The organism is Brucella sp., from assembly GCF_032066345.1.
Taxonomy (GTDB): domain Bacteria; phylum Pseudomonadota; class Alphaproteobacteria; order Rhizobiales; family Rhizobiaceae; genus Brucella; species Brucella pseudogrignonensis.
This window is the reverse complement of sequence record NZ_DAMBKZ010000002.1, coordinates 394,779-420,165: the sequence shown is the minus strand read 5'-3', so window position 1 is coordinate 420,165 and position 25,387 is coordinate 394,779. Positions and strand designations below refer to the sequence as shown.

Here is a 25,387-nt window from a genome sequence, read left to right as displayed (position 1 = left end):
CTTATGGCTTGCCAACAGCTTTTGCCCTTTTGTTTTTCAAGATCATGATCTTGCCCGAAAACGGGTCCCCTTCTGGGGTTATGTTTTAATCCACCAAAGCGTTTCAACCGGGAAGCCATAATCGGGCTTTGGCTCCTTGAAACCAAAACGGTCCCAATAGGCCGCCAGGTGATTCGCTACAGTCCAATTTGGAATCCACTCGCGCCGGATACGCAAGTACCGATCAAGCACCCGGATCGTTGCGACCAGGTCATCGCGCGTGGAAACCTTGCCCACATCCTCGATCAATGCGTCGATAATGGGATCAGACGTGCCCGGAAAGTTATAAGTGCCCGGTGTTTTTGCCGATTCTGATCCGAACATGCTCGCTAGCGAATCCTTGGTTGGCGTCGCGCTGAACTGGATCGCCATGCCGACCATATCGAAATCAAAATTCTGCAACCTTGCCTGATACTGGCTGGCATCGACCAATCGTTGGCTCGCATCAATGCCAATTGCCCTCAGCTTCTGTACAAAGGGATTGTAAATGCGTCCAAAGGCATCTGAGTTGCTGAGAATTTCCAGCGAGAATTTCGTCCCGCTCTTGTCATGGAACTGACCGTTCTTGCGTTCAAAACCTGCCTGCTGCATCAGATCAACGGCACGCGAGAAAAGTTTGCGATCTCGTCCGGTGCCGTCGGAAACCGGCATGACCGGAACTTCCGCAAAAATCTCCTGCGGAAGCTTGTCACGGTAGCGTTCGAGGATCTTCAACTCGTCTGATCCCGGCGCTCCCGTCGCCTCGAAATCCGAGCCGTTGAAGCATGATTGCGAGCGCTCATAGGTATTGTAGAACAGGTTTGCGTTGGTCCACTCGAAGTCAAAGCAAAGATTGATGGCTTCACGTATGAGCGGATCGCGGAAACGTTCGCGGCGCTGGTTGAGCGCCCATGCCTGCATCAGTGGACGCTTCTCTCTCGGAAAAGTGCGCTTGATGACTTTTTTCTGCTGAACGGCGGGGAAGTCATAGGTCGTCGCCCAGTTCTTTGCGACATTCTCTTCGCGAAAGTCTATGGCACCTTTCTTGAAGGCTTCAAACTCCGGCTGGCGATCCTGATAGAACTCAATCCGAATGCGATCAAAATTGCTGGTGCCGCGCCTTACGGGCAAATCTTTCGCCCAATAATCCTCTACACGCTCATATTCGATTGCCTGCCCAGCAGACACTTTTCCGACCCGGTAAGCGCCAGATCCAAGAACGGCTTCCATGCTGGCCGAATCAAAATTGCGATCTTTGAACCAGTTTGCAGAAAGGATAGGGAGTTCAAGAGAATCAAGAACTGCCTGCGGATTTCGACCTTCTGCAAGGCGCAAACGCACCTGATACGTTCCGACCGCATCCACTTTTTCAATAGCCGCCAGCGATTGTCGAAGGAGCGGATGCCCCTTTTCCTTGACCGTCACATAGCTGAAGACCACGTCCTTCGCTTCAATGGGTGAGCCGTCGTGAAAGCGTGCTTCTTTACGAAGATCAAACAGGAAAGACCGGCGGTCTTCAGACAGAGTTACGCTCTTCGCCAGCAGACCATACATGGAATCAGGTTCATCGAGTGCTGAGGCCATCAGGCTGTCGAAAGTGAGTTCCATGCGCGGCGGCGCATCGCCTTTAAACGTCAGAGTGTTGAGCGTGTTGAAGGTCTGTGTGTTCTGGTTCCAGAACCATGTGTTCGGTGCCAGAGTGAATGTTCCGCCCTTTGGCGCATCGGGATTCACATAGTCGAAATGCGTAAAATCTGCCGGATATTTGAGTTCGCCAAATGCCGATAATCCATGCAATGCTTTTTGGGTTGGCAATTTGGCAAAGGCCATTTCTGGAAGGCAGGCCGCAATGGCGGCACTGCCTGAAAGACCTAGAAAATGGCGACGGTCCATAAGTAGGATGGTCATTTTCGCCGTCCTTATTCAGTGCCAGTCTTGATCTTGGTTTCCTTCGCAGGGTCTATCCACCAGGAAAATGGGTCAATCCCCATATATTCAGGCTGCTCTTCCGGCATACCGAATTTGTTCCAGTAGGCCACGTTGATGTGGTCGGAATACCATTGCGGAATGACGTAATAATTCCACAGCAATGCGCGGTCGAGGGCATGAGATGCAGCGACCAACTCCTCGCGATCCTTCGCATAGATGATTCGGTCGATCAGTTTGTCGATGGCCGGATTCTTGATGCCCGCATAGTTGCGGCTACCTTTGAAGTCCGCGGCTTTCGAACCCCACATATCGCGCTGCTCGTTGCCTGGCGAGGCGGTCTGTGCGGTGACGGAGGTGATTACGTCGTAATCAAAATCATTAACGCGGGCTTGATACTGCGCGGTATCGACGATGCGGACCGTCGCGTTAATACCGATCTTGCGCAGGCTTGCTGCAAACGGATTATAGATGCGTTCGTCGGTTGGGTCTTTACCCAGAAATTCAATCGTGAACTGATTGCCTTTGGCATCAACAAGCTTGTTGCCCTGCAATTTCCAGCCAGCTTCGCCAAAAAGCTGCAACGCCTTGCGCAGATTATCGCGTGTTGCCTGTGGCGTATCGTAAACCGGAAGCTTGAACTCTTCGGTCAGAGCCTCGGCCGGTAGCGCGTCCTTTACGGTTTCAAGAATTGCCGTTTCTTCCGGCGTTGGCGCTCCGCTCAGCTGCAGTTCGTTACCAGCAAAATAGCTGTTGATGCGTGTGTACTGATTGAAGAACAGAAGGCGGTTCATCGATTCAAAATCGAAAGCATAGGTCAGTGCTTCACGTACTTTCGGGTCTTTGAACTTATCCTTGCGGGTATTCAGAAAATACCCCTGCATTCGACCGACCGCATTGAACGGGAATGATTTTTTTACAACATCGCCACGTTGCACCGCCGGGAAATTATACTGCTCGGCCCAACGCTGTGCGCGATTCTCATTGCGGTAATCGTACTGACCGCCCTTCTTGAAGGCTTCCCATGTCGCATCTTCGTTGAAGTAATATTCGTAGCGCACTTCATCGAAATTGTTGCGTCCGACATTTACAGGCAAGTCTTTGCCCCAATAATCGGCTACACGTTCCCAGATGATGGAGCGGCCGGGCACGACACTCTTGATCTTGTAAGCGGCGGAGCCGAGCGGAATTTCCAATGTGGGGCGGCTGATATCGCGCTGCTTGCCCTGCGCATCTTTACCTTCCCACCAATGCTTTGGCAGAATGGCAAGCTGACCAACAATCTGTGGCAACTCGCGATTGCCGGTCTGCGAGAAGGTGAATTTCACCTCATGGTCACCGGTCTTTTCGGCTTTTTCCACATCGCTATAATATTTGTTGTAAAGCGGCGACTGCTTCTTGAGGATATCGAAAGACCAGATGATGTCATCGACAGTGATCGGTTCACCATCATGCCATTTGGCGTTGGGATTGAGTTTGAACTTCACCCAGGAAAAATCATCGGGATACTGCAAAGCCTCGGCAATCAGCGGATACTGTGTCGATCCTTGATCCAGCGAGTCCGTCATCAGTGTATCGTAAAGCATTCCGCCGCCAAAATCGGCGAGTCCTGCTGCGGGCACGCCCTGAACCACAAACGGATTGAGGCTATCAAATGTGCCGACTGCCACTTGATTGAGTGAGCCGCCTTTCGGCGCATCAGGGTTCACATAGTCGTAGTGTTTGAAGTCTGCCTGATATTTGGGCTCGCCGATAAGGCTGGAAGCATATCTCCATTGAGGCTCGGCATCCGTGGCATGACCAAACGATACCGTGCTCGCCAGCATGGCTACTGCGAACGCTCCCGCCCAAAAACCTCTCATCCAGCATCTCCGTTTCTGCTTCGGATATTTTGGGAGCGATTTTTATGGGTTTTTGCGGAGGAAGAAAGGCACAAGTTGAAAAAACATGCAGGCAATAAAAAAGCCGGGTCGAAACCCGGCTTTTTCTCGATATTTCAATCAGCTTAGTTCGCTGGCGCAGGCTGTGCCGGCGCAGGTGCTTCACCGCCGCCCGCTGGAGCCTGTTCTGCAGGCTTTTCAGCTTCACCTGCAGGCGCCGCGCCTTCAGGTTTTGCTTCGCCACCTTCCGCAGGCGCTGCATCGGCAGTCGGAAGCGGGGCAGGATTGTCGGAAAGCGTGCGCAGATAAGCAATCAGATCGGCGCGCTCATTGTCCTTCTTATCGCCAGCAAAGCCCATGGCTGTGCCCTTGATGAAGCCCTTTGGCGAGGTGAGGAACTTGTTGAGATGTTCGTAATCCCACTTGTTGCCAGCAGCACCAAATTCTTTCATCGCAGCCGAATAGCCGAAACCTTCAACAGAGGCAGCCGGACGGTCCAGCACATCCCAAAGATGTGGTCCAACCTTGTTGGCGCCACCCTTTTCACCGGTATGACATGCCGCGCAACGCTTGAAGACGGTTTCGCCGCGTGCAGGATCAGCGGATTGCAGCAAAGTTGCAATCGACACTTCTTCCTTGGCAGGTGCAGCTTCACCACCAGTCGAAGCTTCTGCCGCCTCGATTATGAAACCTGGCTTTTCAGGTGCGGGTGCATGAAACAGCGTATCGGACAGAATGCCCGTTGTCATGACAACGAAAACCGTTGCCAGAAAAGCCATGATAAACTTATTAGTCCGGGTTGAATTCATCGCCGGTCAGCGCTCCCTCTACTCAACGCCTCCAAAGCCGGCATGCAGAACCTGTGTAAAAGGCTAGCAAGTCTCTCCCCGGCATTGGGCGGAAACTAGGTCTTTTACAGGGGGGGTGCAACACCTATAAGGGGTGCTACCCCCGTGACTTTTTGACACTTTTGCTGCATTTGCTATGCAGATAAAGGTCGCCAGGAAGCAACATCAGACCTTTTACGGCCACATTAAACACCAAGAGGCGATCATGCTTCAGACTTTGAAAACACTGACACTCATTCCGGCGCGAATGGCCTCCACACGCCTGCCAAACAAGCCTCTCGCGGACATTTGCGGCAAGCCGATGATCGTGCATGTGGCCGACCGTGCTGCGGCAGCCAAGCTCGGTCGTACTGTCGTGGCGACTGACAGCGAAGAGATTTTTGCAGCCGTTCAGGCACATGGTCATGAGGTCATTATGACGCGCAGCGATCATGAGTCGGGCTCGGACCGCATTTATGAGGCGCTGCAGAAAGTCGATCCGAATGGCGAGATGGAGGCGATCGTCAATGTGCAGGGTGATCTGCCGACAATCGACCCTGAAACAATCCGCCGTGCATTATTGCCGCTGGTCGATGGACCTGCCGATATCGCAACGCTTGGCGTCGAGATCACCGTGGATGAAGAAAAGATCAATCCCAATGTGGTCAAGATCGTTGGTTCGCCGATGAATGATGGCGAACGCCTGCGCGCGCTCTACTTCACGCGCGCCACCGCCCCTTATGGTGATGGTCCGCTTTATCATCACATCGGTCTTTATGCCTATCGCCGTGCGGCGCTGGAGCGTTTTGTGAAGATCGGTCCTTCGCCGCTCGAAAAGCGCGAAAAACTTGAGCAATTGCGCGCACTTGAAGATGGTATGCGCATTGAAGCCGAGATTGTCCGGACCGTTCCGCTTGGCGTTGATACGCAAGCTGATCTTGACCGGGCACGGGAAATTATCGCAAAGGGTTTGTGATAAGTAAGTTTCGATTGTTGCGAAACATTTCAGAAAGTACGGACACGATGAAGACCAACCGGATTTCCTTTCAGGGTGAAGCGGGCGCCAATTCCGATACGGCTTGCCGCAACATGTTTCCCGATATGGAGCCTTTGCCGTGCCCGACTTTTGAGGATGCCTTTAATGCGGTCGAAAGCGGTGTTGCGGATCTTGCCATGATCCCAATCGAAAACACGCTCGCAGGCCGCGTTGCCGATATTCACTATCTGCTGCCGCTTGCTGATATGCATATCGTTGGTGAATATTTCCTGCCGATCCACTTCCAGCTTATGGTGCTTCCGGGCGTCAAGCGCGAAGAAATCAAGACTGTTCACAGCCATATTCATGCGCTCGGTCAGTGCCGCAATGTCATTCGTAGCAATGGCTGGAAGCCAGTGATTGCAGGCGATACGGCGGGCGCTGCACGCCTCGTTGCTGACATGAAAGATCGCTCAATGGCGGCGCTTGCGCCAAGTCTTGCGGCTGAGCTCTACGGTCTTGATATTCTCGAGGAGAATGTTGAGGATTCGGAAGACAACGTGACCCGCTTCGTCGTTCTGTCCAAGAACAAAAAATGGGAGCCACGTCCAGAAAACGGCGAGCGCATCGTCACAACTTTTGTCTTCCGTGTTCGCAACGTGCCAGCCGCGCTTTATAAGGCGCTCGGTGGCTTTGCTACCAACGGCATCAACATGACCAAGCTGGAAAGCTATCAGATCGGTGGCCGTTTCATCGCGACGCAGTTCTATGCTGATGTCGAAGGCCATCCGGAAGACCAGAACCTTCAGCTCGCATTGGAAGAATTGCGCTTCTTCACCAAGGAAGTGCGCATTCTCGGCGTCTATAAAGGGGCTGATACGCGCGGCACGCAGTTGTTGGCGGCTGAATAGTTAACTACTCGCCCAGGCCTTGATCAGGTGGGTTGCGATGGCACCGGATGCCGGTACACGCAGCCCATTTTCATGTGTACCTGCAAGCATGGCACGCACTTCCACCTTGTCGAACCAGCGACCGTCTTCCAGTTCTGAACGATCAATAGTGAAGTCGTCAGACAGTACTTCGGCATGACAGCCGATCATCAGCGAATAGGGAAATGGCCATGGCTGGCTCGCATGATAAGCGACGCGGCCGATTTTGAGCCCCATTTCCTCAAAGCTCTCACGACGCACTGCAGCTTCGATTGTCTCGCCATGCTCGATAAAGCCAGCAAGGCAAGAGTAAGATCCTGCGGTAAAATGTGGGCTGCGTGCGAGAATACATTTCTCACCGCGAACAGGCAGCATGATCGCAACGGGATCAGTGCGCGGAAAATGCTCGGCACCGCAATTCGGGCACACACGTTTGCCACCACCGGCACGCATTTCGCTTTTTGTGCCGCAACGCCCGCAAAAACGGTGGTTGCTGTGCCATGCGGTCAGTGCTGCGGCTTGTGCCAAAGCACCGACGATATCTGCAGGTACGAGCCCTTCCATGTAGATGCTGCGATAGTCCTGCGCCCGAAATGGCTCTGCAAGAGCATCCGGATCGAGCGGTGCCATGAGTGCCACAATCGGTGCGCCATCTTGCAATCCAAGCAGTACCGGCTCATTGAGATCAGGCGAAAATGCCTGTGCTTGTTCAAGTGAGAACAGGGCGCGGGGCGCGTTTTCTTGCGTATAATCAAGTAGAAGCTTATTGCCACCTAAAACCATTACGCGCGTTTCAGGCAACTCCAGCGCTGTAAAAGCGGAATCGTCCTGTCGCTTTTCGGAAAGGCGGTCTATGCGGTTGCCTGCAAAGCCGACAAGACGGCTCGGTTCTGTTTCCGGCAGGTCGTAAAGGCGAAAAGCCATGATGTTCTCGGGAAAATGTTTGGGAGGGAATCAGAGTGCTTCGCGGATTTCTTCAATCAGCTTTTGTGCGTCAACATCGCTATAGGGTTCGCGGGTGCCGTGCCCCCAGACGGGGCCGGGCCAGCCTGCATCACCTTCATTGCGTGCAATGACATGGATGTGCAGCTGGCGTACGATATTGCCAAGCGCGCCGCTATTGATTTTCTCGCAATTGGTCATTTTCTTGACCGCCTGCGCAACAATGCCGGTTTCAAAGGTCAGCATGGTCTGATCAAGCGGCGTCATGTCGTGAATTTCGCTCAAAGAGCCACGGCGCGGAACGAGGATAAGCCATGTCCAGCGCTTGTCATTCATGAGCCGCAGCTCGCAAAGGCCGAGCGGGACCACTGAAAAAGTGTCGGCGGAAAGCCGTTTATCGAGTTCAAACTGTTCCATAATAGAATTCTTATCAGTTTTTTCGTCTCTGCGCTTGTTTTTTGCGCCATGCCCTTCTTGCTTTTTGCTTCATAATTGACGATATGCAGCGTGGGAGGTTGGTGGTGGACGAGCCACTCGCCAACCGGGTCAGGTCCGGAAGGAAGCAGCCCCAACGAGCACGGCACGGGTCATCGTGCCAGCCTCCCACCTTTCTTTCATGACGATTATGGCTGTTGATGGTTGATAAGCCAGCGTCGAAGTCACTTTCGTCTCTGGTCCAAACTGTTTAGAGTTTGTTGATCGGAACAAGCGAACAGGGAACGGAAGGGTCGCAATGGACACAAAATCCGAAACTGGCGCTTATCGCGTTCTCGCCCGCAAGTATCGCCCCCAGAATTTCAATGATCTGATCGGCCAGGAGCCGATGGTCCGCACGCTGAAAAACGCGTTCGAGACCGGTCGTATCGCGCAGGCATGGATGCTGACTGGTGTTCGCGGTGTGGGCAAAACCACAACTGCGCGTATTCTGGCGCGCGCGCTTAATTACAAGACCGATTCTATCGATCAGCCGACGATTGATCTCTCCGTAATGGGTGAGCATTGTCAGGCGATCATGGAAGGCCGCCATGTCGATGTGATCGAAATGGATGCGGCTTCGCATACAGGTATCGATGATATTCGCGAAATCATCGAGCAGGTGCGCTATCGCCCTGTTTCGGCACGCTACAAAGTCTATATCATCGACGAAGTGCACATGCTGTCCAATCAAGCCTTCAACGGCTTGTTGAAGACGCTTGAAGAGCCGCCGCCGCATGTGAAATTCATCTTCGCCACCACCGAAATCCGCAAGGTTCCGATCACGGTTCTATCGCGCTGTCAGCGTTTTGATCTGCGTCGCATCGAATCGGGTACGCTGGCTGCACATCTGAAGCGCATTGCAGAAGCAGAAGCAATCGAAGTCGATGACACATCGCTTGCGATGATTGCGCGCGCGGGTGAGGGGTCGGCACGCGATTCGCTCTCCATTTTCGATCAGGCCATCGCGCATGGCGCGGGTCATGTTTCGGCGGAAGCCGTGCGTTCAATGCTCGGTCTTGCAGACCGCGCGCGCATTATCGATCTCTTTGAGATGATCATGCGTGGGGACGTTGCTGGCGCTTTGACCGAATTTCGTGCGCAATATGATGTCGGAGCCGACCCATCGGTCGTACTAACTGATCTGGCCGATTTCAATCATCTGGTGACACGTCTGCGGTTTACGCCGGATGTGGCGGAAGATGTATCGCTCTCGGAAGATGAGCGCGTTCGCGGTCGTGATTTCTCGCAGAAGCTGTCGGTGCGCGTGCTGTCTCGGACATGGCAAATGCTGCTTAAGGGCATTGCCGAAGTCGATACGGCAACGCGGCCTGTGCAGGCCGCAGAAATGCTGTTGATCCGTCTGGCCCATGCCGCTGATCTGCCAACGCTTGATGAAGCACTGCGTGGGCTTGAAAACGGTTCTGCTTCGGTTACTCGTCCGCAATCTCCAAGCGGCGCAAGGCCAAATGGCGGTTCGCAGCCAGAAGCGCGCGGCAGTGTTGATGCGGTTTCCGCCTCAACCATGATGCCTGCATCGGGTGGTCCTGCAACAGCCATGCGTCTGGTGGAAACACAGCCGCAGCCGGTTCAACCGCCTGCTCCACAGCAGTTTGTCGATAGCACACCACAGCCTTCGGTTCAGATCAACAGCCTCAATGATATCGTTGCGCTGGCTGATAAGTTTCGCGACATGCAGTTCAAGATTCTGGTCAAGAACTGCGTGCGCCTGTCCTCCATCGCTGCCGGAAGGCTTGAGATCGGCCTGACCGACGATGCACCGAAATCGCTGCCAAGCGATATTTCGCAGCGCCTGCACAACTGGACCGGCATTCGCTGGGTCGTGACAGTTGCGCGTGACGTTTCTGGGCAAACGGTTGCAGAAGCTGAAACCGAGCGTCGCGATAACCTCGTGACCGATGCGCGCGCTGATCCCGATGTTGCCGCCATTCTTGCAGCTTTTCCGGGTGCGAAGATAACAGATGTCCGCATTGCCGTTGCAGAACAGGGCGATGATGACGATATAGACCTTGATACTGTCGAAGACGTGCCCGGCGCGCCTTCTGACGATGATTGAATTTTAGAGCGCATCCCGAAAAGTGCGAAGCGGTTTTCGGAGCAAGTTGCGCGTTCAAAAAATGATGGAGTGAACCCATGCGTGACATGATGGGCATGATGAAACAGGCAAAGGAACTGCAGGCCAAGATGAAGGCCATGCAGGACGAGATTGCCAATCTTGAAGCAACCGCTTCTTCGGGTGGCGGTCTGGTTACTGTCACGCTTTCGGGCAAGGGCGCTTTGTCGGCTCTTCGCATCGATCCTTCGCTTGCCAAGGAAGACGAGGTCGAAATCCTCGAAGACCTGATCATTGCAGCTCATAATGATGCCAAGGCGAAGCTCGAAGCTGAAATGGCTGAAAAGACCCAGTCGCTCACCGCCGGTCTGCCAATTCCTCCGGGCTTCAAACTGCCGTTTTAAGGCAGTAAGTGAATAAGGCAGTAGGGCAGTAAGTTTTATTTGCTAAAAGCCCTGCTGCCTGCATTTTCCCTATTGCCTTACTCCCCTATTGCCTTACTGCCTTAAATCATGTCCAAACGTATCGCCGGTCCCGAAATTGAACGTCTGATCCAGCTTCTGGCCCGTGTGCCGGGATTGGGGCCGCGTTCTGCGCGTCGTGCGGCGTTGCACTTGATCAAGAAAAAAGAGGCGCTTCTGGTGCCGCTTGGCGGTGCCATGCAAGAGGCTGCTGAAAAAGTGCGTATCTGCTCATGTTGCGGCAATGTCGATACTTCTGACCCCTGCACCATTTGCACTGATGCTCGTCGTGATTCTACGACGCTGATCGTCGTGGAAGATGTGTCAGACCTCTGGGCGCTTGAACGCGCAGGCACCATGAATGTGCGCTATCATGTGCTGGGCGGTCGCTTGTCGCCTCTGGATGGCATTGGCCCGGATGATCTCAACATCAAAGGGCTGGTCGAGCGCGTTGCAACGGGCGACATCAAGGAAGTGATTCTCGCGGTGAATGCGACAGTCGAAGGCCAGACGACAGCGCATTACATTACCGATCAGCTGACTAATTTTGAAGTCCGTGTAACACGGCTTGCGCATGGCGTTCCTGTTGGCGGTGAGCTTGATTACCTCGATGAAGGAACGCTTGCGGCTGCATTGCGAGCGCGAACGACCCTTTAATCTTCAATTATTCTGTTTTGGGAGACGTGTATGAAGGCTGCATTCTGGAAGCGAGGCCTGACCACGGCTCTTTGTGTGGCTGCGTCCCTATCTGCAGCGCCTTCTTTTGCAGCCCCCTCCAAAGCGCAGGTTGAGAGCCAGTATCGCAACTGGATTGAAAAAGACCTCTGGCCCGAAGCAAAGGCGGCAGGTGTTTCGCGCCCTGTTTTTGAGCAGGCTTTTGCAGGTGTTACGATCAACTGGAAGCTGCCTGATCTTGTCATTCCGGGCGAAAAGCCAACAACGCCGAAAGAGCAGAAACAGGCGGAGTTCGGCGCGCCGGGCAAATACTTCAATGCCAAAACGATTGGTTCTGTCACAAGCGGCGGCAAAGCGCGCCTTGGTCAGAATGCAAGCCTGCTTAAAAGCATCGAGCAGCAATATGGCGTGCCGGGCCGCATCGTTGTGGCAATCTGGGGGCGCGAGTCGGGCTTTGGCACGGTCAAAATTCCGTACAACGCCTTTGAAGTGCTTGGCACTAAGGCCTTCATGGCAACGCGCAAAGATATGTTTCGCAAGGAGTTGATTGCAACACTCCAGATCACATCACGCGGTTACATCTCCAATGGTTCGATGAAAAGCTCGTGGGCGGGTGCGCTGGGTCAGCCGCAATTCATGCCGACATCCTATCTCAAACATGCCGTTGATTTTGATGGTGACGGCAAGCGCGACATCTGGAATTCGGTGCCCGATACGCTTGGCTCCATTGCCAATTATCTCAAAATCCACGGCTGGCAGTCGGGGCGCGATTGGGGCTATGAAGTCAATGTGCCTCAGAATATTTCCTGTTCCCTGGAAGGGCCAGACCAGGGCAAGACATTTGCCGAGTGGGCAAAGCTCGGTATCACCCGTACCAATGGCAAGGCGTTTCCGGCCAATGAAATGCGCGGCGAGGGCTTTCTGCTCATGCCCGCTGGTCGTTATGGACCGGCCTTTATCGTGACGCCGAATTTCTACGTCATCAAAGATTACAATATGAGCGATCTCTATGCGCTCTTCATCGGTCATGTTGGCGACCGTATTGCCTATGGCGCGGGTGATTTTCAGACGCAATGGGGTAATGTCGGCACCATGTATCGCTCCGACATTCTGGCGATGCAGAAGCGTATGCAGGCGCAGGGTTACGATGTTGGTAAGGCCGATGGTCTGCCGGGCTTCAAAACCCGTCGTTCGATTGGTCTTTGGCAGTCAAAGAATGGACTGGCGCCAACCTGCTTTACCCAGCCCGAACTGGTTAAATCCATCCGCTAAAATGGATTGCCGGGAGCCAAAACTCCCGGCATCAATCATTTAAGCAGCCTTTGTCAGCATACCATGCGGGTCGAGCACGAATTTCTTGGCCACCCCGTGATCAAAGCTTTCATAGCCTTGCGGTGCTTCTTCCAATGAAATCACCTGCGCATTGACGATATCGGCAATGTTCAGACGACCATGCAGAATAGCCTGCATGAGTTGGCGGTTATATTTAACCACCGGCGTCTGACCGGTATGGAAAGATTGTGCCTTTGCCCAGCCGAGACCAAAGCGCAGTGACAGGCTTCCCTGCTTGGCAGCACTGTCGACAGCGCCCGGATCTTCGGTCACGTAAAGACCTGGAATACCAATAGAGCCTGCCGGGCGGGTGATTTCCATCATCTGGTTGAGAACGATGGCCGGTTGTTCGCCACCGCTATGGCCGCGCGCTTCAAAGCCAACCGCGTCAATGGCGCTGTCCACTTCGTTGCTGCCTGTGACTTCGGCAATCATATCGCCAAGGCGATCACTGGCTGAAAGGTCAATCGGCTCGAAACCGACCTTGCGGGCGTGTTCCAAGCGCTCCTTGTTGAAGTCGCCGACCATGACGACCGCAGCACCTAAGATGCGAGCAGATGCTGCCGCAGCAAGTCCAACAGGACCAGCACCCGCCACATAGACGATTGAGCCTACGCCGACGCCTGCCTTCACCGCCCCGTGGAAACCGGTGGGCAGAATATCGGACAGCATGGTCAGATCGCGAATTTTCTCAATGGCCTGTTCGCGGTCCGGGAATTTCAGCAGATTGAAGTCGGCATAAGGCACCATGACATAGCGTGCCTGTCCGCCGATCCAGCCGCCCATATCGACGTAGCCATAAGCGCCGCCAGCGCGTGATGGATTGACGGTAAGGCAAACGCCGGTGTCCTGCGACTTGCAGCAACGGCAGCGCCCGCAGGCGACATTGAACGGTACGGATACGATGTCGCCAACTTCGAGCATTTCGACATCGCTGCCTTTTTCAATCACTTCGCCGGTGATCTCATGGCCGAGCACAAGGCCGGGCATTGCGGTGGTACGACCACGCACCATGTGCTGGTCTGAGCCGCAAATATTGGTGGTGATCACTTTCAGGATGACGGCGTGGTCCAGCTTGCGCCCATCGGGAGCGCTCAACACCGGATCATCAATATCTCGAACTTCGACTTTACCCGGGCGCATATACACAACGCCTCTATTCCTGCTCATGTCTACCTCCTCCAGATCGACGTGCGGATCGGTCCCGATCCGCACATAGTGGGCCGGGATGTGCGGGGATATACCCGTGGAAGAAGCGTACAGTGGTTATCGGTCGGAGAGTTGTCCTGTGCGCGACATGTCCGGTTCTCTCATCAGCATGTCAGCGAAAGATTTAAGCGCCTTTGTCTGATAGCGGTCATTATGCGACAGCATCAGAAACTGGCGTTGTGGGAGAGTAAAATCGGCCTTGACGAGTGTGCCTGCTGCAAGATGCGGTGCTGCGACGAGTTCCGAAATTGCAGTCACGTAGTTGCCGGAAAGTACGGCCGAACAGATCGCTTCGTTGGATGGAAGTTCCAGAGCTATTTTGAGGCGTTCAGGATTGTAACCCGCAACCCGCATCGCATCTTCAAACACGCTGCGAGTGCCTGATCCATGTTCACGCAATATCCATTGGCCGCTGAACAACGTATCCCATGAGAGTTTAGCGGCGGTGCGCCATTCATGGGCAGGGCCTGTGACAACGATAAGCTGATCCGTTCCAACCTTGCGCATCGTGAGGGCGGGAGCTTGCACAGCGCCTTCCACGAGACCGATATCCGCCAGTCCTTCTTGCGTGGCCTGCGTGACACTCTCGGTGTTCCCGAGCGTCAGGCGCAAGTCGATCATCGGATGCGTCGCATGAAACCGTGCCAGATAAGGCGGTAGCCAGTAACTTGCGATAGTCTGGCTGGCATGGATCGAGAGAATTCCGCGTTTCCCGCCGCCAAGTTCTGAAAGCATGCGCTCGGCCGATTGTGCACGGGCCAGCGTAGCGCGTGCTTCATCTAAAAATATGCGGCCATCGCCTGTCAGCTCGATACGACGACCGATGCGATTGAAAAGCATCGCGCCATAGCGTTCTTCGAGCGTGCGAATAGCTGAACTCACCGCCGATGGCGTGAGATTAAGTGCTTCCGAAGCGCGGGTGAGGTGTTCCCGCTCGGCCACTTCGATGAAAATACGCAGTTGTTCCAGTGTCATAGCTTAAATCGTTCGATTTTATCTAATGAATTGTGCCATATTATGCGATGGAATGAACAGAAGAATTAGCGCATCTCATTGGAAAATATTTCTCAAGATTTGAATGCTGATTCCGATGACCACCGCAACTGCCACAAAATTTCAGAACATTCTCCCGGGGCTTGCACTTAGCCTTGCTGTTTCGGCTGTGGCGATCGGGCTTGAAAAGATTGAGGAGCATTATACCGGGAAAGCTTGGCTGGAAGCGCTGGTGTTGGCAATTCTGATTGGCACCGCCGTCAGAACCATTTTCCGCCCCGGCAAGCAATTTTCCAAAGGCATCAGCTTTTCCGCGAAACTTCTGCTGGAGATTGCGGTCGTGTTGCTTGGCGCTTCGATCAGTGCAAGTGCCGTCATCGATGCTGGTCCCGGCCTTATATTTGGCATTGCCTGCGTTGTGGTGATGGCCATTACATTCAGCTACGGGATTGGACGGTTACTGAAGCTGCCGCATCGCATGGCTGTTCTTGTTGCTTGTGGCAATTCCATCTGCGGTAACTCGGCGATTGCGGCAACGGCTCCCGTCATTGGTGCAGACAGTGAAGACGTTGCAGCTTCCATTGCATTCACGGCCATTCTGGGTGTCGTCGTTGTACTGCTCCTGCCACTGCTGGTGCCGTTGCTGGGATTGTCTTTCACGCAATATGGCGTTCTTGCCGGGCTGACGGTCTATGCCGTGCCGCAGGTTTTGGCTGCCACTGCTCCAATCGCCACAATCAGCGTGCAGCTCGGAACATTGGTCAAGCTCGTCCGCGTGCTGATGCTCGGCCCTGTTATTCTGGCGCTCTCCGTGCTGGCTGGCAACAAGGACGCGAAAGTAAAACCCGGCTTCCTGCAATTAGTTCCGTGGTTCATCATCGGCTTTCTGGTGATGATGGCACTGCGTTCGCTGCACCTGATCCCCGAAGCCATTCTTCCCGGTATTCAGGTTGCGTCCACCGCACTGACGATCATTTCCATGGCGGCACTTGGTCTGGGCGTCGATGTGCGCTCTGTGGCTTCCGCTGGCGGGCGGGTGACACTGACAGCTATTCTGTCGCTGCTGGCGCTTGGCGCTATCAGTCTGGGCCTGATCCATATGCTGAACATTGTCTGACGCCAATTGTCGGGTTCATCAGAATAGATTTGCGATTGTCCGGGCTGCGGAAAAATGCTGCGATAAGTCATAGCTGATCAACGACTTGCGAGATTAGAAATGGCAGTATTACCGCTTACCAAAATCCCAGATCCGTTTTTGCGCGAGGTCTCTCTGCCTGTCGAAACCATCGACGACGATATTCGCGGTTTTGCACGGGATATGCTTGATACGATGTATAATTCGGGTGGCGTCGGCATTGCCGCAGTTCAGGTGGGAAAGCTCCTGCGTATCACGGCCATTGACGTGAATTACCGGGATGGCGAACGCAAGCCGCTGATTGCGATCAATCCAGAGATCTTAGCTTCCTCCAAGGAACAAAGCAGCTACGATGAAGGTTGCCTTTCGGTCGGGCCTTATCGGGGTTCGGTATCACGTCCAGCGCGTATTACTGTCAGCTATACCGATCTTGAGGGCGAGAAACACCAGATCGAAGCTGATGGTATTCTGGCAACATGTTTTGAGCACGAAATCGACCATATGGACGGTGTGTTGTTTTTCGATCATCTGACCAAAGAGCAGCGTCAGGAAATTCTGGATCAGGTGGCTGCGGAACAAACGTCTGTAGCCTGATGTCTATGGAAAATGCAGATCGGCGCATTTCCAATGCTTGTCCGCGATCAGGATAAAGAAAAAGCCCGCCATTTGGCGGGCTTTCTCATGTTCAGTCGAAGGGACGGAAAACTTAGTTGTTTTCCGACTTCTTCATTGCTGCAGCAAGAATATCGCCGAGCGAAGCGCCTGAGTCGGACGAACCGTACTGAGCAACTGCTTCTTTTTCTTCAGCGATTTCGAGCGCCTTGATCGAGACCTGCAGCTTGCGGGTCTTCTTGTCGAAAGCGATGACGCGAGCGTCAACCTTCTGACCAACCGTGAAGCGTTCTGGGCGCTGTTCGTCACGATCACGCGACAGATCCGAGCGCTTGATGAAGCTTTCGAGGTCGTGATCGACCAGGCGAACTTCAAGACCGCCATCGGTAACAGCGGTTACTTCACAGGTTACAACGGCGTTCTTGCGCAGATCACCCGAAGCTGCTGCTTCACCGACCTTGTCGCCGGAAAGCTGCTTGATGCCGAGCGAGATGCGTTCCTTCTCAACGTCAACGTCGAGAACGACAGCCTTAACGACTTCACCCTTGTTGTACTCTTCGATGACCTGTTCGCCTGGACGGTTCCAGTCGAGGTCGGAGAGGTGAACCATGCCGTCGACGTCGCCGTCGAGACCAATGAACAGGCCGAATTCGGTCTTGTTCTTAACTTCACCTTCAACGATCGTGCCCTGAGGGTACTTCTGAGCGAAGGTCGTCCATGGGTTGTCGAGGGTCTGCTTGAGACCGAGGGAGATACGGCGCTTGACCGGATCAACTTCGAGCACAACAACTTCGACTTCCTGAGTGGTCGACAGGATCTTGCCTGGATGCACGTTCTTCTTGGTCCACGACATTTCCGAAACGTGGATCAGACCTTCGATGCCTGGCTCGATTTCGACGAATGCACCGTAGTCGGTGATGTTCGTGACAGTACCGGTGATCTTTTTGCCGATCGGGTACTTCGCGCCGATGCCATCCCAAGGATCGTTCTCGAGCTGCTTCATGCCGAGCGAGATACGATGGGTATCCTGGTTGATACGGATGATCTGCACCTTAACGGTCTGGCCGATGGTGAGGATTTCCGATGGATGGTTGACGCGGCGCCATGCCATGTCGGTAACGTGCAGGAGGCCGTCGATGCCGCCGAGGTCAACGAACGCACCGTAATCGGTGATGTTCTTGACAACGCCTTCAACAACCTGACCTTCTTCAAGGTTCTGAACGATTTCCGAACGCTGTTCCGCACGGCTTTCTTCAAGAACGGTACGACGCGAGACAACGATGTTGCCGCGACGCTTGTCCATCTTGAGGATTTCGAAAGGCTGTGGGACGTGCATAAGCGGGGTAACGTCGCGGATCGGACGAATGTCGACCTGCGAACGTGGAAGGAATGCAACTGCGCCGTCCAGATCGACGGTGAAACCACCCTTGACCTGGTTGAAGATGACGCCGTCGACGCGCTCGCCATTGGCGAATTTCTGCTCGAGCTTGCCCCAGCTTTCTTCACGACGTGCTTTTTCGCGCGACAGAACAGCTTCGCCGAGTGCGTTTTCGATGCGCTCAACGTAAACTTCAACTTCGTCGCCCGGCTTCATCGAGCCGTCTTTGCCCTTCGCGCCGAATTCCTTCAGCGGTACGCGACCTTCGACCTTGAGGCCAGCATCGATGATTGCCATGTCTTTTTCGATGGCAACGATGCGACCCTTTACAACATAACCTTCTGCAAGGTCATTGTTGGCAAAGGATTCGGCCAGCAGCGACTCGAAGTCTGCGAGGGAGGGATTGAATTCAGACATAAATACTCCTGATGCATCCGGTATGAAACAACATCGGATGCGGCGCCGGGGGTTAGAGTTGCGTTAGGCCTGTCCTTCGGCTCCGTCTCTTTGAGACAACCGGCGCATGGAACGCGAAGTCAGGTTATAAATATGGGTGAGACCTATATAGGAACAAACCCGGAATTATCCAGCATTTCCAAGGCCTATCTTATCAGAAAGTCGTTAAACTGTCCCGATATTATGCCTTGTGCTGCGCGAAAGCGTGATCAATCAGCTTTTTTGCTGCAAGAAATGCCGCTTCTATACTCATTTCGCTCGTATCTAGCAAGTGCGCGTCTTCAGCGGGCCTAAGCGGAGAATCGGTGCGGTTCATGTCACGCTCATCGCGCTTCCTGAGATCGGCCAGAATTTCATCGAGATCAGCCGTTCCGCCTTTGGCAACGATTTCCTCAAAGCGGCGCTGGGCGCGGACTTCTGGAGAGGCCGTCACAAAAAGCTTTATATCAGCCTCCGGGCAAACCACCGTTCCAATATCGCGGCCATCAAGTACGCTTGACGGCAATGCATTGGCGAAACCGCGCTGGGCTTCAACAAGAGCGCGTCGCACGGCAGGCATCACTGCTACTTTCGATGCCGCCTCACCAATGGCATGGGCTGAAAGAACAGCCTTGTCCATCTGATGAAGGTCAAGATGAAGCGCCACATCTGCGGCAATCGCCTCATCATCAAGCGGCAGCCCCTGATCGAGCAGAGCTTTCGCCACTGCACGATAGGTAAGGCCGGTATCGAGATGCGGCATGCCGTAATGAATGGCAATGCGCCGGGCAAGGGTTCCCTTGCCCGAAGCTGCTGGTCCGTCGATGGCTACGACGAAACTTGTCATTGCTGCTCGCTGACTTCGATTTTTGCACCAAGGCTGGGCATCATGGTCATGAATTCCGGGAACGAGGTTGCAATCATCGTGCTGTCATCGACCGTGACTGGCTTTTCAGCGGCCAGCCCCATGACGAGGAAGCTCATCGCAATGCGGTGATCGAGATGCGTTGCCACTGTACCGCCACCAAGGCCTTTGCCGTCTGGACGACCGCGAACCGTCAGCGACATCTCGCCTTCGGTGCAATCGACACCATTGGCTTCAAGGCCGCGCGCAACAGCTGCCAGACGGTCTGATTCCTTCACACGCAGCTCGTCGAGGCCGTCCATGACGGTTTCGCCTTCGGCAAAAGAAGCCGCAATCGCCAGAACCGGATATTCATCGATCATCGATGGTGCGCGTTCCGGAGGAACCGTGACACCCTTGAGCTTCGATGACTTAACGCGCAGATCGGCAACATCTTCACCGCCAGCAAGGCGTGGATCGATGATTTCGATGTCTGCGCCCATTTCCTGCAATGTCAGGATAAGGCCGGTGCGGGTCGGGTTCATCAGCACGTTACGGATGGTGACATCCGAACCTTCGACCAGCAGAGCCGCAACCAGCGGGAAGGCGGTCGAGGATGGATCACCCGGTACGTCGATGGTTTGGCCCGTAAGCTTGCCCTGTCCGACGATACGGATATGGCGCACGCCATCCTTGTCGGTTTCGACGGTGAGATCGGCACCGAAGCCCTGCAGCATCTTTTCGGTGTGATCGCGCGTCATGACAGGTTCAATGACGGTTGTGACACCTGGCGTATTGAGACCGGCGAGCAGAACTGCCGACTTCACCTGAGCAGACGCCATAGGCACGCGATAGCTGATCGGGTTTGCAGTCTTTGGGCCTGTCAGCGTTAGTGGCAGACGGTCGCCTTCTGCGGCCTTCACCTGTACGCCCATTTCACGCAGCGGATTGAGTACACGGCCCATCGGGCGTGAGGTCAGCGATGCGTCGCCGATAAAGGTTGTCGTCATGTCGTAAGTGCCGACAAGGCCCATGGTCAGGCGGGCGCCGGTTCCGGCATTGCCGAAATCGAGCGGTGCTTCAGGGTGCAACAGGCAGCCATTGCCGACACCGTTGATGACCCAGATATCGCCGTCTTTGCGAATCTTGGCACCCATCGCCTGCATGGCGCGGCCGGTATTGATGACGTCTTCGCCTTCGAGCAGGCCGGTGATGCGGGTTTCACCCGAAGCAAGGCCGCCGAACATGAAGGAACGATGCGAGATGGATTTGTCACCCGGAATGCGGATTTCGCCCGTTAAAGCCTCCGAGCGGCGGGCGATTGCAGGTTTCGGGGTAGCGGAATGGGACATGGATTCTTCACTGTCTCATTTTGGCGTTATTCACGCTGGATTAATCAAAGCGGCAGCTTCCTAGCACATGAACGGGGCGGGGTCATCCGCGAATACGCCTTTAAAGAGAGCTCTCTTTAAGACTATCGGGGCTGCAATGAGTCTTTAGCTTTGACAAAAGCTGCAAATTGCGTTTATGCACCGAACAACACCGTAAGGCGCGCCTTACGCCTTCTCTCGACCGTTTAAGGTTATTGAGTATGATGGCGAGCAACATGTATGTAGTCATGGCAGGCGCGGTTGAATGAATTTGTGTCCCCGGGTGAACAAGTGGCAGAAATGCTGCAAGTGCTACGGGGGAAACATCAGGCGTGGAGTGCCACAGGCACGACAGGGATAAAAACTCACGAGGCTAAACGTGGCAAAAACTGAACTTGGTACCAAGCGCATTGACCCGGAAACGGGCAAGAAGTTTTACGACCTCAATCGTGATCCGATTGTTTCGCCTTACACCGGCATTTCTTACCCGCGTTCGTATTTCGAAGCGACCGTAGCAGAAAGCCGTGCGGTCGAAGAGGAAACCGAAGAGGAAGAACTGGATACGGCACTCGAAAAGCCGGAATTCGTTTCCCTTGAGGACGCGGACGACGAATCGAAGGGTGGCGAAGATCTTCCGGATATCGACGACGATGTCGATCTGGGCGACGACGATGAAGACACCTTCCTTGAAGAAGAGGAAGATGAAGACGACGACATGTCGGGCATTCTCGGCGGCGGCGTCGGTGGTGAAGACGAAGAAGGCTGATCGTCTTCTTCACCAAGCTTTTTTGCAGGGCGGTCCAATGGGCCGCCCTTATGCATTTAGGCGGGTTAACGGCAATGTTCTGTTCCAGATTACGGAGCGAATCTGCACAACCGGCAAATTAATTTGCCCGATACGAAAAGAGTTGCGATTTAGCTCTTGATCTTCTGTAACGAGCCATTTAATAAGCCGCCACACCGGACAGAAATTCCTGTCTGGCCCACCTCGAAAGAGGTCTGATGGGGCCATAGCTCAGCTGGGAGAGCGCTTGCATGGCATGCAAGAGGTCAGCGGTTCGATCCCGCTTGGCTCCACCAAATTTCCAAATCATTTATATCGAGATTTACGATAGAGAATTGTACACGACCGAATGGTCGCAGGGGTTGTAACGCATCTCGACTTTTCCCAAAAAGTTGCTACTGACATATCAATGAAGTAAAACTCTGCGATACGTTGAATGAAAAGACTTTCTGATTTCGACGGTATGCGATTTTTATTGTGTATCGGAATCGCGCTCTTTCATTATTCTTTTCGGATTTCCGTAAAGAACGACGCTATCCAAAATGTTATATTAACATTTGCTTATTTTACGGATATCTTTTTCATTGTATCCGGTCTTTTCCTTGGGCGGCGTCGCAATTATGTTTGGGGTGCTCGCCACTATGCAGGCTTTGTAGGAAGGCGCTTGGCGCGCATCTATCCGCTTCATGCCGTGGTGTTTTCCTGCTTCGCTCTCATATCCGTTCTGACCGCCTGGGGCATGTTGCACCCCTCTACACAGCCGAACATGAGGTGGTGGACCGGGTTTGCGCAATTGCTGCTGATTCACAATTGGGGGATGGGGCAGACCTTCTCCTATAATTATGTCAGTTGGTCGCTCAGCGCGCTTTTCATGATGTATTTGTGCTTCCCCTTATTTGATATTCTATGCAAGCGGCTGGGAGGCTGGCTTCTCGTTATTATTGTCGCTGCAATCATTGGCGGTGATTATCTGGCGCGATTACTTGGCGCATCATCTCTCACCCGAATCCAGTTTGCCGATGTTGGTGTGTTCCGTGCTCTGCCGTCATTCCTTTTCGGTATGTGGCTTGCGAGACGCGAGCAGAGCGCTTTGCCAAAGTGGCTTATCAAGATCGCGCTTGCAGCCTGCATGATCGTGTTTCTGTTTTATCACCCGTCGGGTAATGATACTGATACTGCAACGCTGGAAGGGCCAAAACGGCTCCTCTTCCTCTATTTCTGCATGTACATGCTTTATGCCGCCAGCACACAGCAACTCTATACGCCGTTGCGATGGAGCGGCTTTGTCCAACTCGCCCGCTACAGCTTTGGAATTTTCATTCTGCATCCGCTGATCGGACTATTTTTCTTCAATGCACTGCCTAAAAGCTGGGGGCAGAATACGCTCGAAGCAGTTCTTTTGATCGGTGCAGGTGTTCTCGTAAGCATCGGGGCAGCCATCGTCGCTTATCATTTTTTCGAAAACCCGGTTAATCGCTGGCTGGTGGCAAAGATTAATACTTGGGAGAACCGGACGCCTGATATCGTTGTGGAAACGGCTTCTCCCACACAGTCAGCCTGACAGAACGCCAACCCCAGATAGCGTTAATTTAGAGCGCATCCCGAAAAGTGCGAAGCGGTTTTCGGAAAAAGATGCGCGTAAAAACAAATGTATAGAGCATTTCCAATGACACAATCTGAACAGGAAATGCTTCAGATGGGCGAAGATCCGCTGTTTGATATCCTAATTGAACTGCCTTTATTATCAGTCATCGTTGACCCGGTATTTATCGGCAACCCAAAACGATGCACCTGCAATATGGATTTCATTATAAGTTATTGATCGGTTGGCAAAACTGCCGATTTTTTTCAGAAAACAATGGGACAAGTAAGCAAGGCTCAGTTTGAGTACTGCTTCGTTTCCTTCATTAAAACCCGTGGACGTTTCCTCAACACTCCCATAGAAATTTGCCCACACATTGATGACTTGCCCTGCAAGTGATCGAGCATGATTCTGGGAGGAATGATGAATATCGAGGCCGTTTCCGCTGACAGCCAGCCATTGTGGCAACCGGATGCAAAACGCATTGCGGCAAGTAATCTGGAGCAATTCCGTGTACGCGCGGAAAAGCTTACGGCGCAAAGTCTGGCTGATTATCAGGCCCTGCATCGCTGGTCGATTGAAGATCGCGCAGCCTTCTGGACACTCATCTGGGGCTTTTGTGATGTTATCGGCGAACGCGGGGAAGCGGCGCTGGTCGATAAAGGTCATATGCGTGAGGCAAAATTCTTCCCCTACGCCAAACTCAATTTTGCGGAAAACCTCCTGCGCCATAAAGGCGATGGCGAGGCGATCATCTTTCGTGGCGAAGACAAGGTCGAGCGCCGCATGACATGGGATGATCTGCACGCGTTGGTCTCAAAGCTCCAGCAGTTCATGCTGGCAGAAGGGGTGAAGCCTGGAGATCGCATTGCGGGCATGATGCCCAACATGCCGGAAGCGGTTGCGCTGATGCTGGCAGCTTCGTCTATTGGTGCTGTCTGGTCTTCGTGCTCGCCGGATTTCGGCGCGCAAGGCGTACTGGATCGCTTTGGCCAGATCGAACCCAAGCTGTTCTTTGCCTGCGACGGCTATTGGTACAATGGCAAACGCATTGATGTGAGCGACAAGATTGCCGAAGTCACAACCAAGCTTCCAAGCTGCAAGCGCTCAGTTATCGTCACCTATCTCGGCGAAGCGGAGGCGGTCACCAGCAAGGCTGCAAACGGCATCGCGCTCGATACGGCACTCGCCTCGTTCACTGCAAAAGCTGTCGAGTTCACACGCCTGCCATTCGACCACCCGCTTTATATCCTATTTTCGTCGGGTACCACCGGCATTCCGAAATGCATTGTGCATCGCGCTGGCGGCGTGCTGTTGCAGCATCTTAAGGAACACAGCCTGCACGCGGATATTCGCGAAGGCGACCGATTCTTCTATTTCACCACCTGCGGCTGGATGATGTGGAACTGGCTGGCGTCAGGTATCGCGTCGGGTGCTACGCTGTTGCTCTATGATGGCTCGCCGTTCTATCCCGATGGCAATGTACTGTTCGATTATGCGGCATCCGAAGGCATGACCTATTTCGGCACATCGGCAAAATTCATCGACGCCGTTTTGAAAGCCGGGCTGCGTCCCGGTGAAACCCACGATCTGTCCGCACTTCGCACCATTTCCTCGACCGGCTCGCCGCTGTCGCCGGAAGGTTTTGCTTTTGTATATGAGGCGATTAAGAAGGACGTGCATCTGGCATCCATCTCGGGCGGAACGGACATCGTTTCGTGCTTCGTGCTGGGCGTGCCGACAGAGCCAGTCTGGCAAGGCGAAATTCAGGGCGCGGGTCTTGGTATGGCCGTCGAGGTCTGGGACGACGATGGCAAGCCGGTGCGCCGCGAGAAAGGCGAGCTGGTCTGCACTAAAGCTTTCCCTTGCATGCCGCTGCAATTCTGGAACGACCTGGACGGAGCGAAATATCAGGCGGCCTATTTCGAACGCTTCGACAATATCTGGTGCCATGGCGATTTTGCTGAATGGACCGAACATGATGGTATCATCATTCATGGCCGTTCAGATGCGACGCTTAATCCGGGTGGTGTGCGTATCGGTACGGCGGAGATTTACAATCAGGTCGAGCAGATGGCAGAGGTCGCAGAAGCACTTTGCATCGGGCAGGATTGGGATAATGACGTGCGTGTGGTGCTCTTTGTGCGGCTTGCTGAAGGTGCCTCGCTCGATGACGATCTAAAAGCGCGTATCAAGACCAAAATCCGCACTGGCGCAACGCCGCGCCATGTACCTGCGAAGATAGTCGCTGTTAGCGATATTCCGCGTACCAAGTCTGGAAAAATTGTCGAACTTGCCGTGCGTGACATTGTGCATGGGCGGGAGGTGAAAAACCGTGAAGCGCTGGCAAACGCGGAGGCACTGGAGTTTTATCGCGAGATTGCTGAGCTTCAGGAGGATTGATGCGGAACGTGACGCGAAAGAAAATTTCGTAATAGGGTAATAAATAGCCACAGAACGCCGCGCAAAGCCATTGCCTATTCGTCCGCCACGGGACACTCTGACCCGAACATAGCTGTTTTCAAAAACAG

At 53.8% G+C, this 25,387-nt stretch carries 21 protein-coding genes, 1 tRNA gene and 1 other RNA gene; 13 read left to right on the top strand and 10 right to left on the bottom strand.

Annotation, left to right across the window (positions count from 1 at the left end):
• Window positions 1–78 precede the first annotated feature (78 nt).
• The 3 genes from RT142_RS04475 to RT142_RS04465 all read right to left on the bottom strand — a co-directional run bounded on the left by RT142_RS04475 (window position 79) and on the right by RT142_RS04465 (window position 4,633).
• On the bottom strand, window positions 79–1,926 hold the full coding sequence (locus RT142_RS04475; protein WP_112804557.1) for an extracellular solute-binding protein: 1,848 nt from the start codon (window positions 1,924–1,926) through the stop codon (window positions 79–81).
• Window positions 1,927–1,937: 11 nt separating this feature from the next.
• Complete coding sequence (locus RT142_RS04470) at window positions 1,938–3,806, bottom strand: extracellular solute-binding protein (protein WP_313027620.1); 1,869 nt, start codon at window positions 3,804–3,806, stop codon at window positions 1,938–1,940.
• Window positions 3,807–3,949: 143 nt separating this feature from the next.
• Complete coding sequence (locus RT142_RS04465; RefSeq protein ID WP_007872941.1) at window positions 3,950–4,633, bottom strand: c-type cytochrome; 684 nt, start codon at window positions 4,631–4,633, stop codon at window positions 3,950–3,952.
• A 244-nt stretch (window positions 4,634–4,877) separates the two neighbouring features.
• Here RT142_RS04465 and RT142_RS04460 point away from each other — a divergent pair, with 244 nt between their 5' ends.
• Together RT142_RS04460 and RT142_RS04455 are read left to right on the top strand one after the other, a co-directional pair.
• Window positions 4,878–5,627 carry a 3-deoxy-manno-octulosonate cytidylyltransferase gene (locus RT142_RS04460; RefSeq protein WP_079211334.1) on the top strand — a complete coding sequence of 250 codons (750 nt, stop codon included), beginning with the start codon at window positions 4,878–4,880 and terminating at the stop codon, window positions 5,625–5,627.
• Window positions 5,628–5,674: 47 nt separating this feature from the next.
• Window positions 5,675–6,538 (top strand): prephenate dehydratase, encoded by an 864-nt coding sequence (locus tag RT142_RS04455; RefSeq protein ID WP_007872946.1) that lies wholly within the window; start codon window positions 5,675–5,677, stop codon window positions 6,536–6,538.
• On the opposite strand, the gene nudC is transcribed toward RT142_RS04455, so the two are convergent.
• Both nudC and RT142_RS04445 read right to left on the bottom strand, forming a co-directional pair.
• The gene (gene nudC, locus RT142_RS04450; protein ID WP_079211335.1) at window positions 6,539–7,480 is read right to left on the bottom strand and encodes an NAD(+) diphosphatase; all 942 of its coding nucleotides are present in this window, start codon (window positions 7,478–7,480) and stop codon (window positions 6,539–6,541) included. It abuts the gene before it with no gap.
• A gap of 30 nt (window positions 7,481–7,510) precedes the next feature.
• Window positions 7,511–7,915, bottom strand: coding sequence for an HIT family protein (locus RT142_RS04445; protein WP_313027615.1), 405 nt, complete (start codon window positions 7,913–7,915; stop codon window positions 7,511–7,513).
• A gap of 93 nt (window positions 7,916–8,008) precedes the next feature.
• Here RT142_RS04445 and ffs point away from each other — a divergent pair.
• The 5 genes from ffs to RT142_RS04420 all read left to right on the top strand — a co-directional run bounded on the left by ffs (window position 8,009) and on the right by RT142_RS04420 (window position 12,454).
• Window positions 8,009–8,105, top strand: an RNA gene (gene ffs, locus RT142_RS04440) — signal recognition particle sRNA small type.
• 126 nt (window positions 8,106–8,231) lie between these two features.
• Window positions 8,232–10,049 (top strand): DNA polymerase III subunit gamma/tau, encoded by a 1,818-nt coding sequence (locus RT142_RS04435; RefSeq protein WP_313027613.1) that lies wholly within the window; start codon window positions 8,232–8,234, stop codon window positions 10,047–10,049.
• A 77-nt stretch (window positions 10,050–10,126) separates the two neighbouring features.
• Window positions 10,127–10,450 carry a YbaB/EbfC family nucleoid-associated protein gene (locus RT142_RS04430; protein WP_079211337.1) on the top strand — a complete coding sequence of 108 codons (324 nt, stop codon included), beginning with the start codon at window positions 10,127–10,129 and terminating at the stop codon, window positions 10,448–10,450.
• Between the two features lie 108 nt (window positions 10,451–10,558).
• Window positions 10,559–11,164, top strand: a complete 606-nt coding sequence (gene recR / locus RT142_RS04425; RefSeq protein ID WP_079211338.1) for a recombination mediator RecR — start codon at window positions 10,559–10,561, stop codon at window positions 11,162–11,164.
• 30 nt (window positions 11,165–11,194) lie between these two features.
• Window positions 11,195–12,454 (top strand): lytic murein transglycosylase, encoded by a 1,260-nt coding sequence (locus RT142_RS04420; RefSeq protein ID WP_313027607.1) that lies wholly within the window; start codon window positions 11,195–11,197, stop codon window positions 12,452–12,454.
• Window positions 12,455–12,493: 39 nt separating this feature from the next.
• Here the strand turns inward: RT142_RS04420 and fdhA are convergent, their stop codons facing one another.
• Window positions 12,494–13,684 (bottom strand): formaldehyde dehydrogenase, glutathione-independent, encoded by a 1,191-nt coding sequence (gene fdhA, locus RT142_RS04415; protein ID WP_007872961.1) that lies wholly within the window; start codon window positions 13,682–13,684, stop codon window positions 12,494–12,496.
• A gap of 96 nt (window positions 13,685–13,780) precedes the next feature.
• A complete protein-coding gene (locus RT142_RS04410; protein ID WP_313027603.1) occupies window positions 13,781–14,698 on the bottom strand; it encodes a LysR family transcriptional regulator in 918 nt (305 codons plus the stop codon).
• A 115-nt stretch (window positions 14,699–14,813) separates the two neighbouring features.
• On the opposite strand from RT142_RS04410, the gene RT142_RS04405 reads away from it, so the two are divergent.
• Together RT142_RS04405 and def are read left to right on the top strand one after the other, a co-directional pair.
• Window positions 14,814–15,833 (top strand): YeiH family protein, encoded by a 1,020-nt coding sequence (locus tag RT142_RS04405; RefSeq protein WP_112804725.1) that lies wholly within the window; start codon window positions 14,814–14,816, stop codon window positions 15,831–15,833.
• A gap of 99 nt (window positions 15,834–15,932) precedes the next feature.
• Window positions 15,933–16,445: a peptide deformylase gene (gene def, locus RT142_RS04400; protein ID WP_112804561.1), complete on the top strand. Its 513-nt coding sequence runs from the start codon at window positions 15,933–15,935 to the stop codon at window positions 16,443–16,445.
• A 112-nt stretch (window positions 16,446–16,557) separates the two neighbouring features.
• Here def and rpsA read toward each other — a convergent pair whose 3' ends face one another.
• The 3 genes from rpsA to aroA form a co-directional block, all read right to left on the bottom strand.
• Window positions 16,558–18,258: a 30S ribosomal protein S1 gene (gene rpsA, locus RT142_RS04395; protein WP_007872977.1), complete on the bottom strand. Its 1,701-nt coding sequence runs from the start codon at window positions 18,256–18,258 to the stop codon at window positions 16,558–16,560.
• Window positions 18,259–18,478: 220 nt separating this feature from the next.
• Complete coding sequence (cmk, locus tag RT142_RS04390) at window positions 18,479–19,123, bottom strand: (d)CMP kinase (RefSeq protein WP_112804562.1); 645 nt, start codon at window positions 19,121–19,123, stop codon at window positions 18,479–18,481.
• Window positions 19,120–20,472, bottom strand: coding sequence for a 3-phosphoshikimate 1-carboxyvinyltransferase (aroA, locus tag RT142_RS04385; protein ID WP_313027597.1), 1,353 nt, complete (start codon window positions 20,470–20,472; stop codon window positions 19,120–19,122). The genes cmk and aroA overlap by 4 nt, the downstream gene beginning before the upstream one ends.
• Before the next feature lie 397 nt (window positions 20,473–20,869).
• Here aroA and RT142_RS04380 point away from each other — a divergent pair, with 397 nt between their 5' ends.
• The 4 genes from RT142_RS04380 (at window position 20,870) to RT142_RS04365 (ending at window position 25,259) form a co-directional block, all read left to right on the top strand.
• Entirely contained in the window at window positions 20,870–21,256 is a 387-nt protein-coding gene (locus RT142_RS04380) for a TIGR02300 family protein (protein WP_007872981.1), read from the top strand.
• A gap of 238 nt (window positions 21,257–21,494) precedes the next feature.
• Window positions 21,495–21,570 (top strand) — tRNA-Ala (locus tag RT142_RS04375).
• A 140-nt stretch (window positions 21,571–21,710) separates the two neighbouring features.
• On the top strand, window positions 21,711–22,835 hold the full coding sequence (locus RT142_RS04370; RefSeq protein WP_313027595.1) for an acyltransferase: 1,125 nt from the start codon (window positions 21,711–21,713) through the stop codon (window positions 22,833–22,835).
• 444 nt (window positions 22,836–23,279) lie between these two features.
• Window positions 23,280–25,259, top strand: a complete 1,980-nt coding sequence (locus RT142_RS04365) for an acetoacetate--CoA ligase (RefSeq protein ID WP_313027674.1) — start codon at window positions 23,280–23,282, stop codon at window positions 25,257–25,259.
• Window positions 25,260–25,387 lie beyond the last annotated feature (128 nt).

Bases quoted from the DNA above. Each gene is read 5' to 3' on its own strand.
- rpsA (WP_007872977.1), bottom strand. From the start codon at position 18,258: ATGTCTGAATTCAATCCCTCCCTCGCAGACTTCGAGTCGCTGCTGGCC.
- RT142_RS04470 (WP_313027620.1), bottom strand. From the start codon at position 3,806: ATGAGAGGTTTTTGGGCGGGAGCGTTCGCAGTAGCCATGCTGGCGAGC.
- nudC (WP_079211335.1), bottom strand. From the start codon at position 7,480: ATGGCTTTTCGCCTTTACGACCTGCCGGAAACAGAACCGAGCCGTCTT.
- RT142_RS04405 (WP_112804725.1), top strand. From the start codon at position 14,814: ATGACCACCGCAACTGCCACAAAATTTCAGAACATTCTCCCGGGGCTT.
- RT142_RS04420 (WP_313027607.1), top strand. From the start codon at position 11,195: ATGAAGGCTGCATTCTGGAAGCGAGGCCTGACCACGGCTCTTTGTGTG.
- RT142_RS04410 (WP_313027603.1), bottom strand. From the start codon at position 14,698: ATGACACTGGAACAACTGCGTATTTTCATCGAAGTGGCCGAGCGGGAA.
- RT142_RS04475 (WP_112804557.1), bottom strand. From the start codon at position 1,926: ATGACCATCCTACTTATGGACCGTCGCCATTTTCTAGGTCTTTCAGGC.
- cmk (WP_112804562.1), bottom strand. From the start codon at position 19,123: ATGACAAGTTTCGTCGTAGCCATCGACGGACCAGCAGCTTCGGGCAAG.
- RT142_RS04430 (WP_079211337.1), top strand. From the start codon at position 10,127: ATGCGTGACATGATGGGCATGATGAAACAGGCAAAGGAACTGCAGGCC.
- aroA (WP_313027597.1), bottom strand. From the start codon at position 20,472: ATGTCCCATTCCGCTACCCCGAAACCTGCAATCGCCCGCCGCTCGGAG.
- RT142_RS04365 (WP_313027674.1), top strand. From the start codon at position 23,280: ATGAATATCGAGGCCGTTTCCGCTGACAGCCAGCCATTGTGGCAACCG.
- recR (WP_079211338.1), top strand. From the start codon at position 10,559: ATGTCCAAACGTATCGCCGGTCCCGAAATTGAACGTCTGATCCAGCTT.
- def (WP_112804561.1), top strand. From the start codon at position 15,933: ATGGCAGTATTACCGCTTACCAAAATCCCAGATCCGTTTTTGCGCGAG.
- RT142_RS04370 (WP_313027595.1), top strand. From the start codon at position 21,711: ATGAAAAGACTTTCTGATTTCGACGGTATGCGATTTTTATTGTGTATC.
- RT142_RS04445 (WP_313027615.1), bottom strand. From the start codon at position 7,915: ATGGAACAGTTTGAACTCGATAAACGGCTTTCCGCCGACACTTTTTCA.
- RT142_RS04455 (WP_007872946.1), top strand. From the start codon at position 5,675: ATGAAGACCAACCGGATTTCCTTTCAGGGTGAAGCGGGCGCCAATTCC.
- RT142_RS04435 (WP_313027613.1), top strand. From the start codon at position 8,232: ATGGACACAAAATCCGAAACTGGCGCTTATCGCGTTCTCGCCCGCAAG.
- RT142_RS04465 (WP_007872941.1), bottom strand. From the start codon at position 4,633: ATGAATTCAACCCGGACTAATAAGTTTATCATGGCTTTTCTGGCAACG.
- RT142_RS04460 (WP_079211334.1), top strand. From the start codon at position 4,878: ATGCTTCAGACTTTGAAAACACTGACACTCATTCCGGCGCGAATGGCC.
- fdhA (WP_007872961.1), bottom strand. From the start codon at position 13,684: ATGAGCAGGAATAGAGGCGTTGTGTATATGCGCCCGGGTAAAGTCGAA.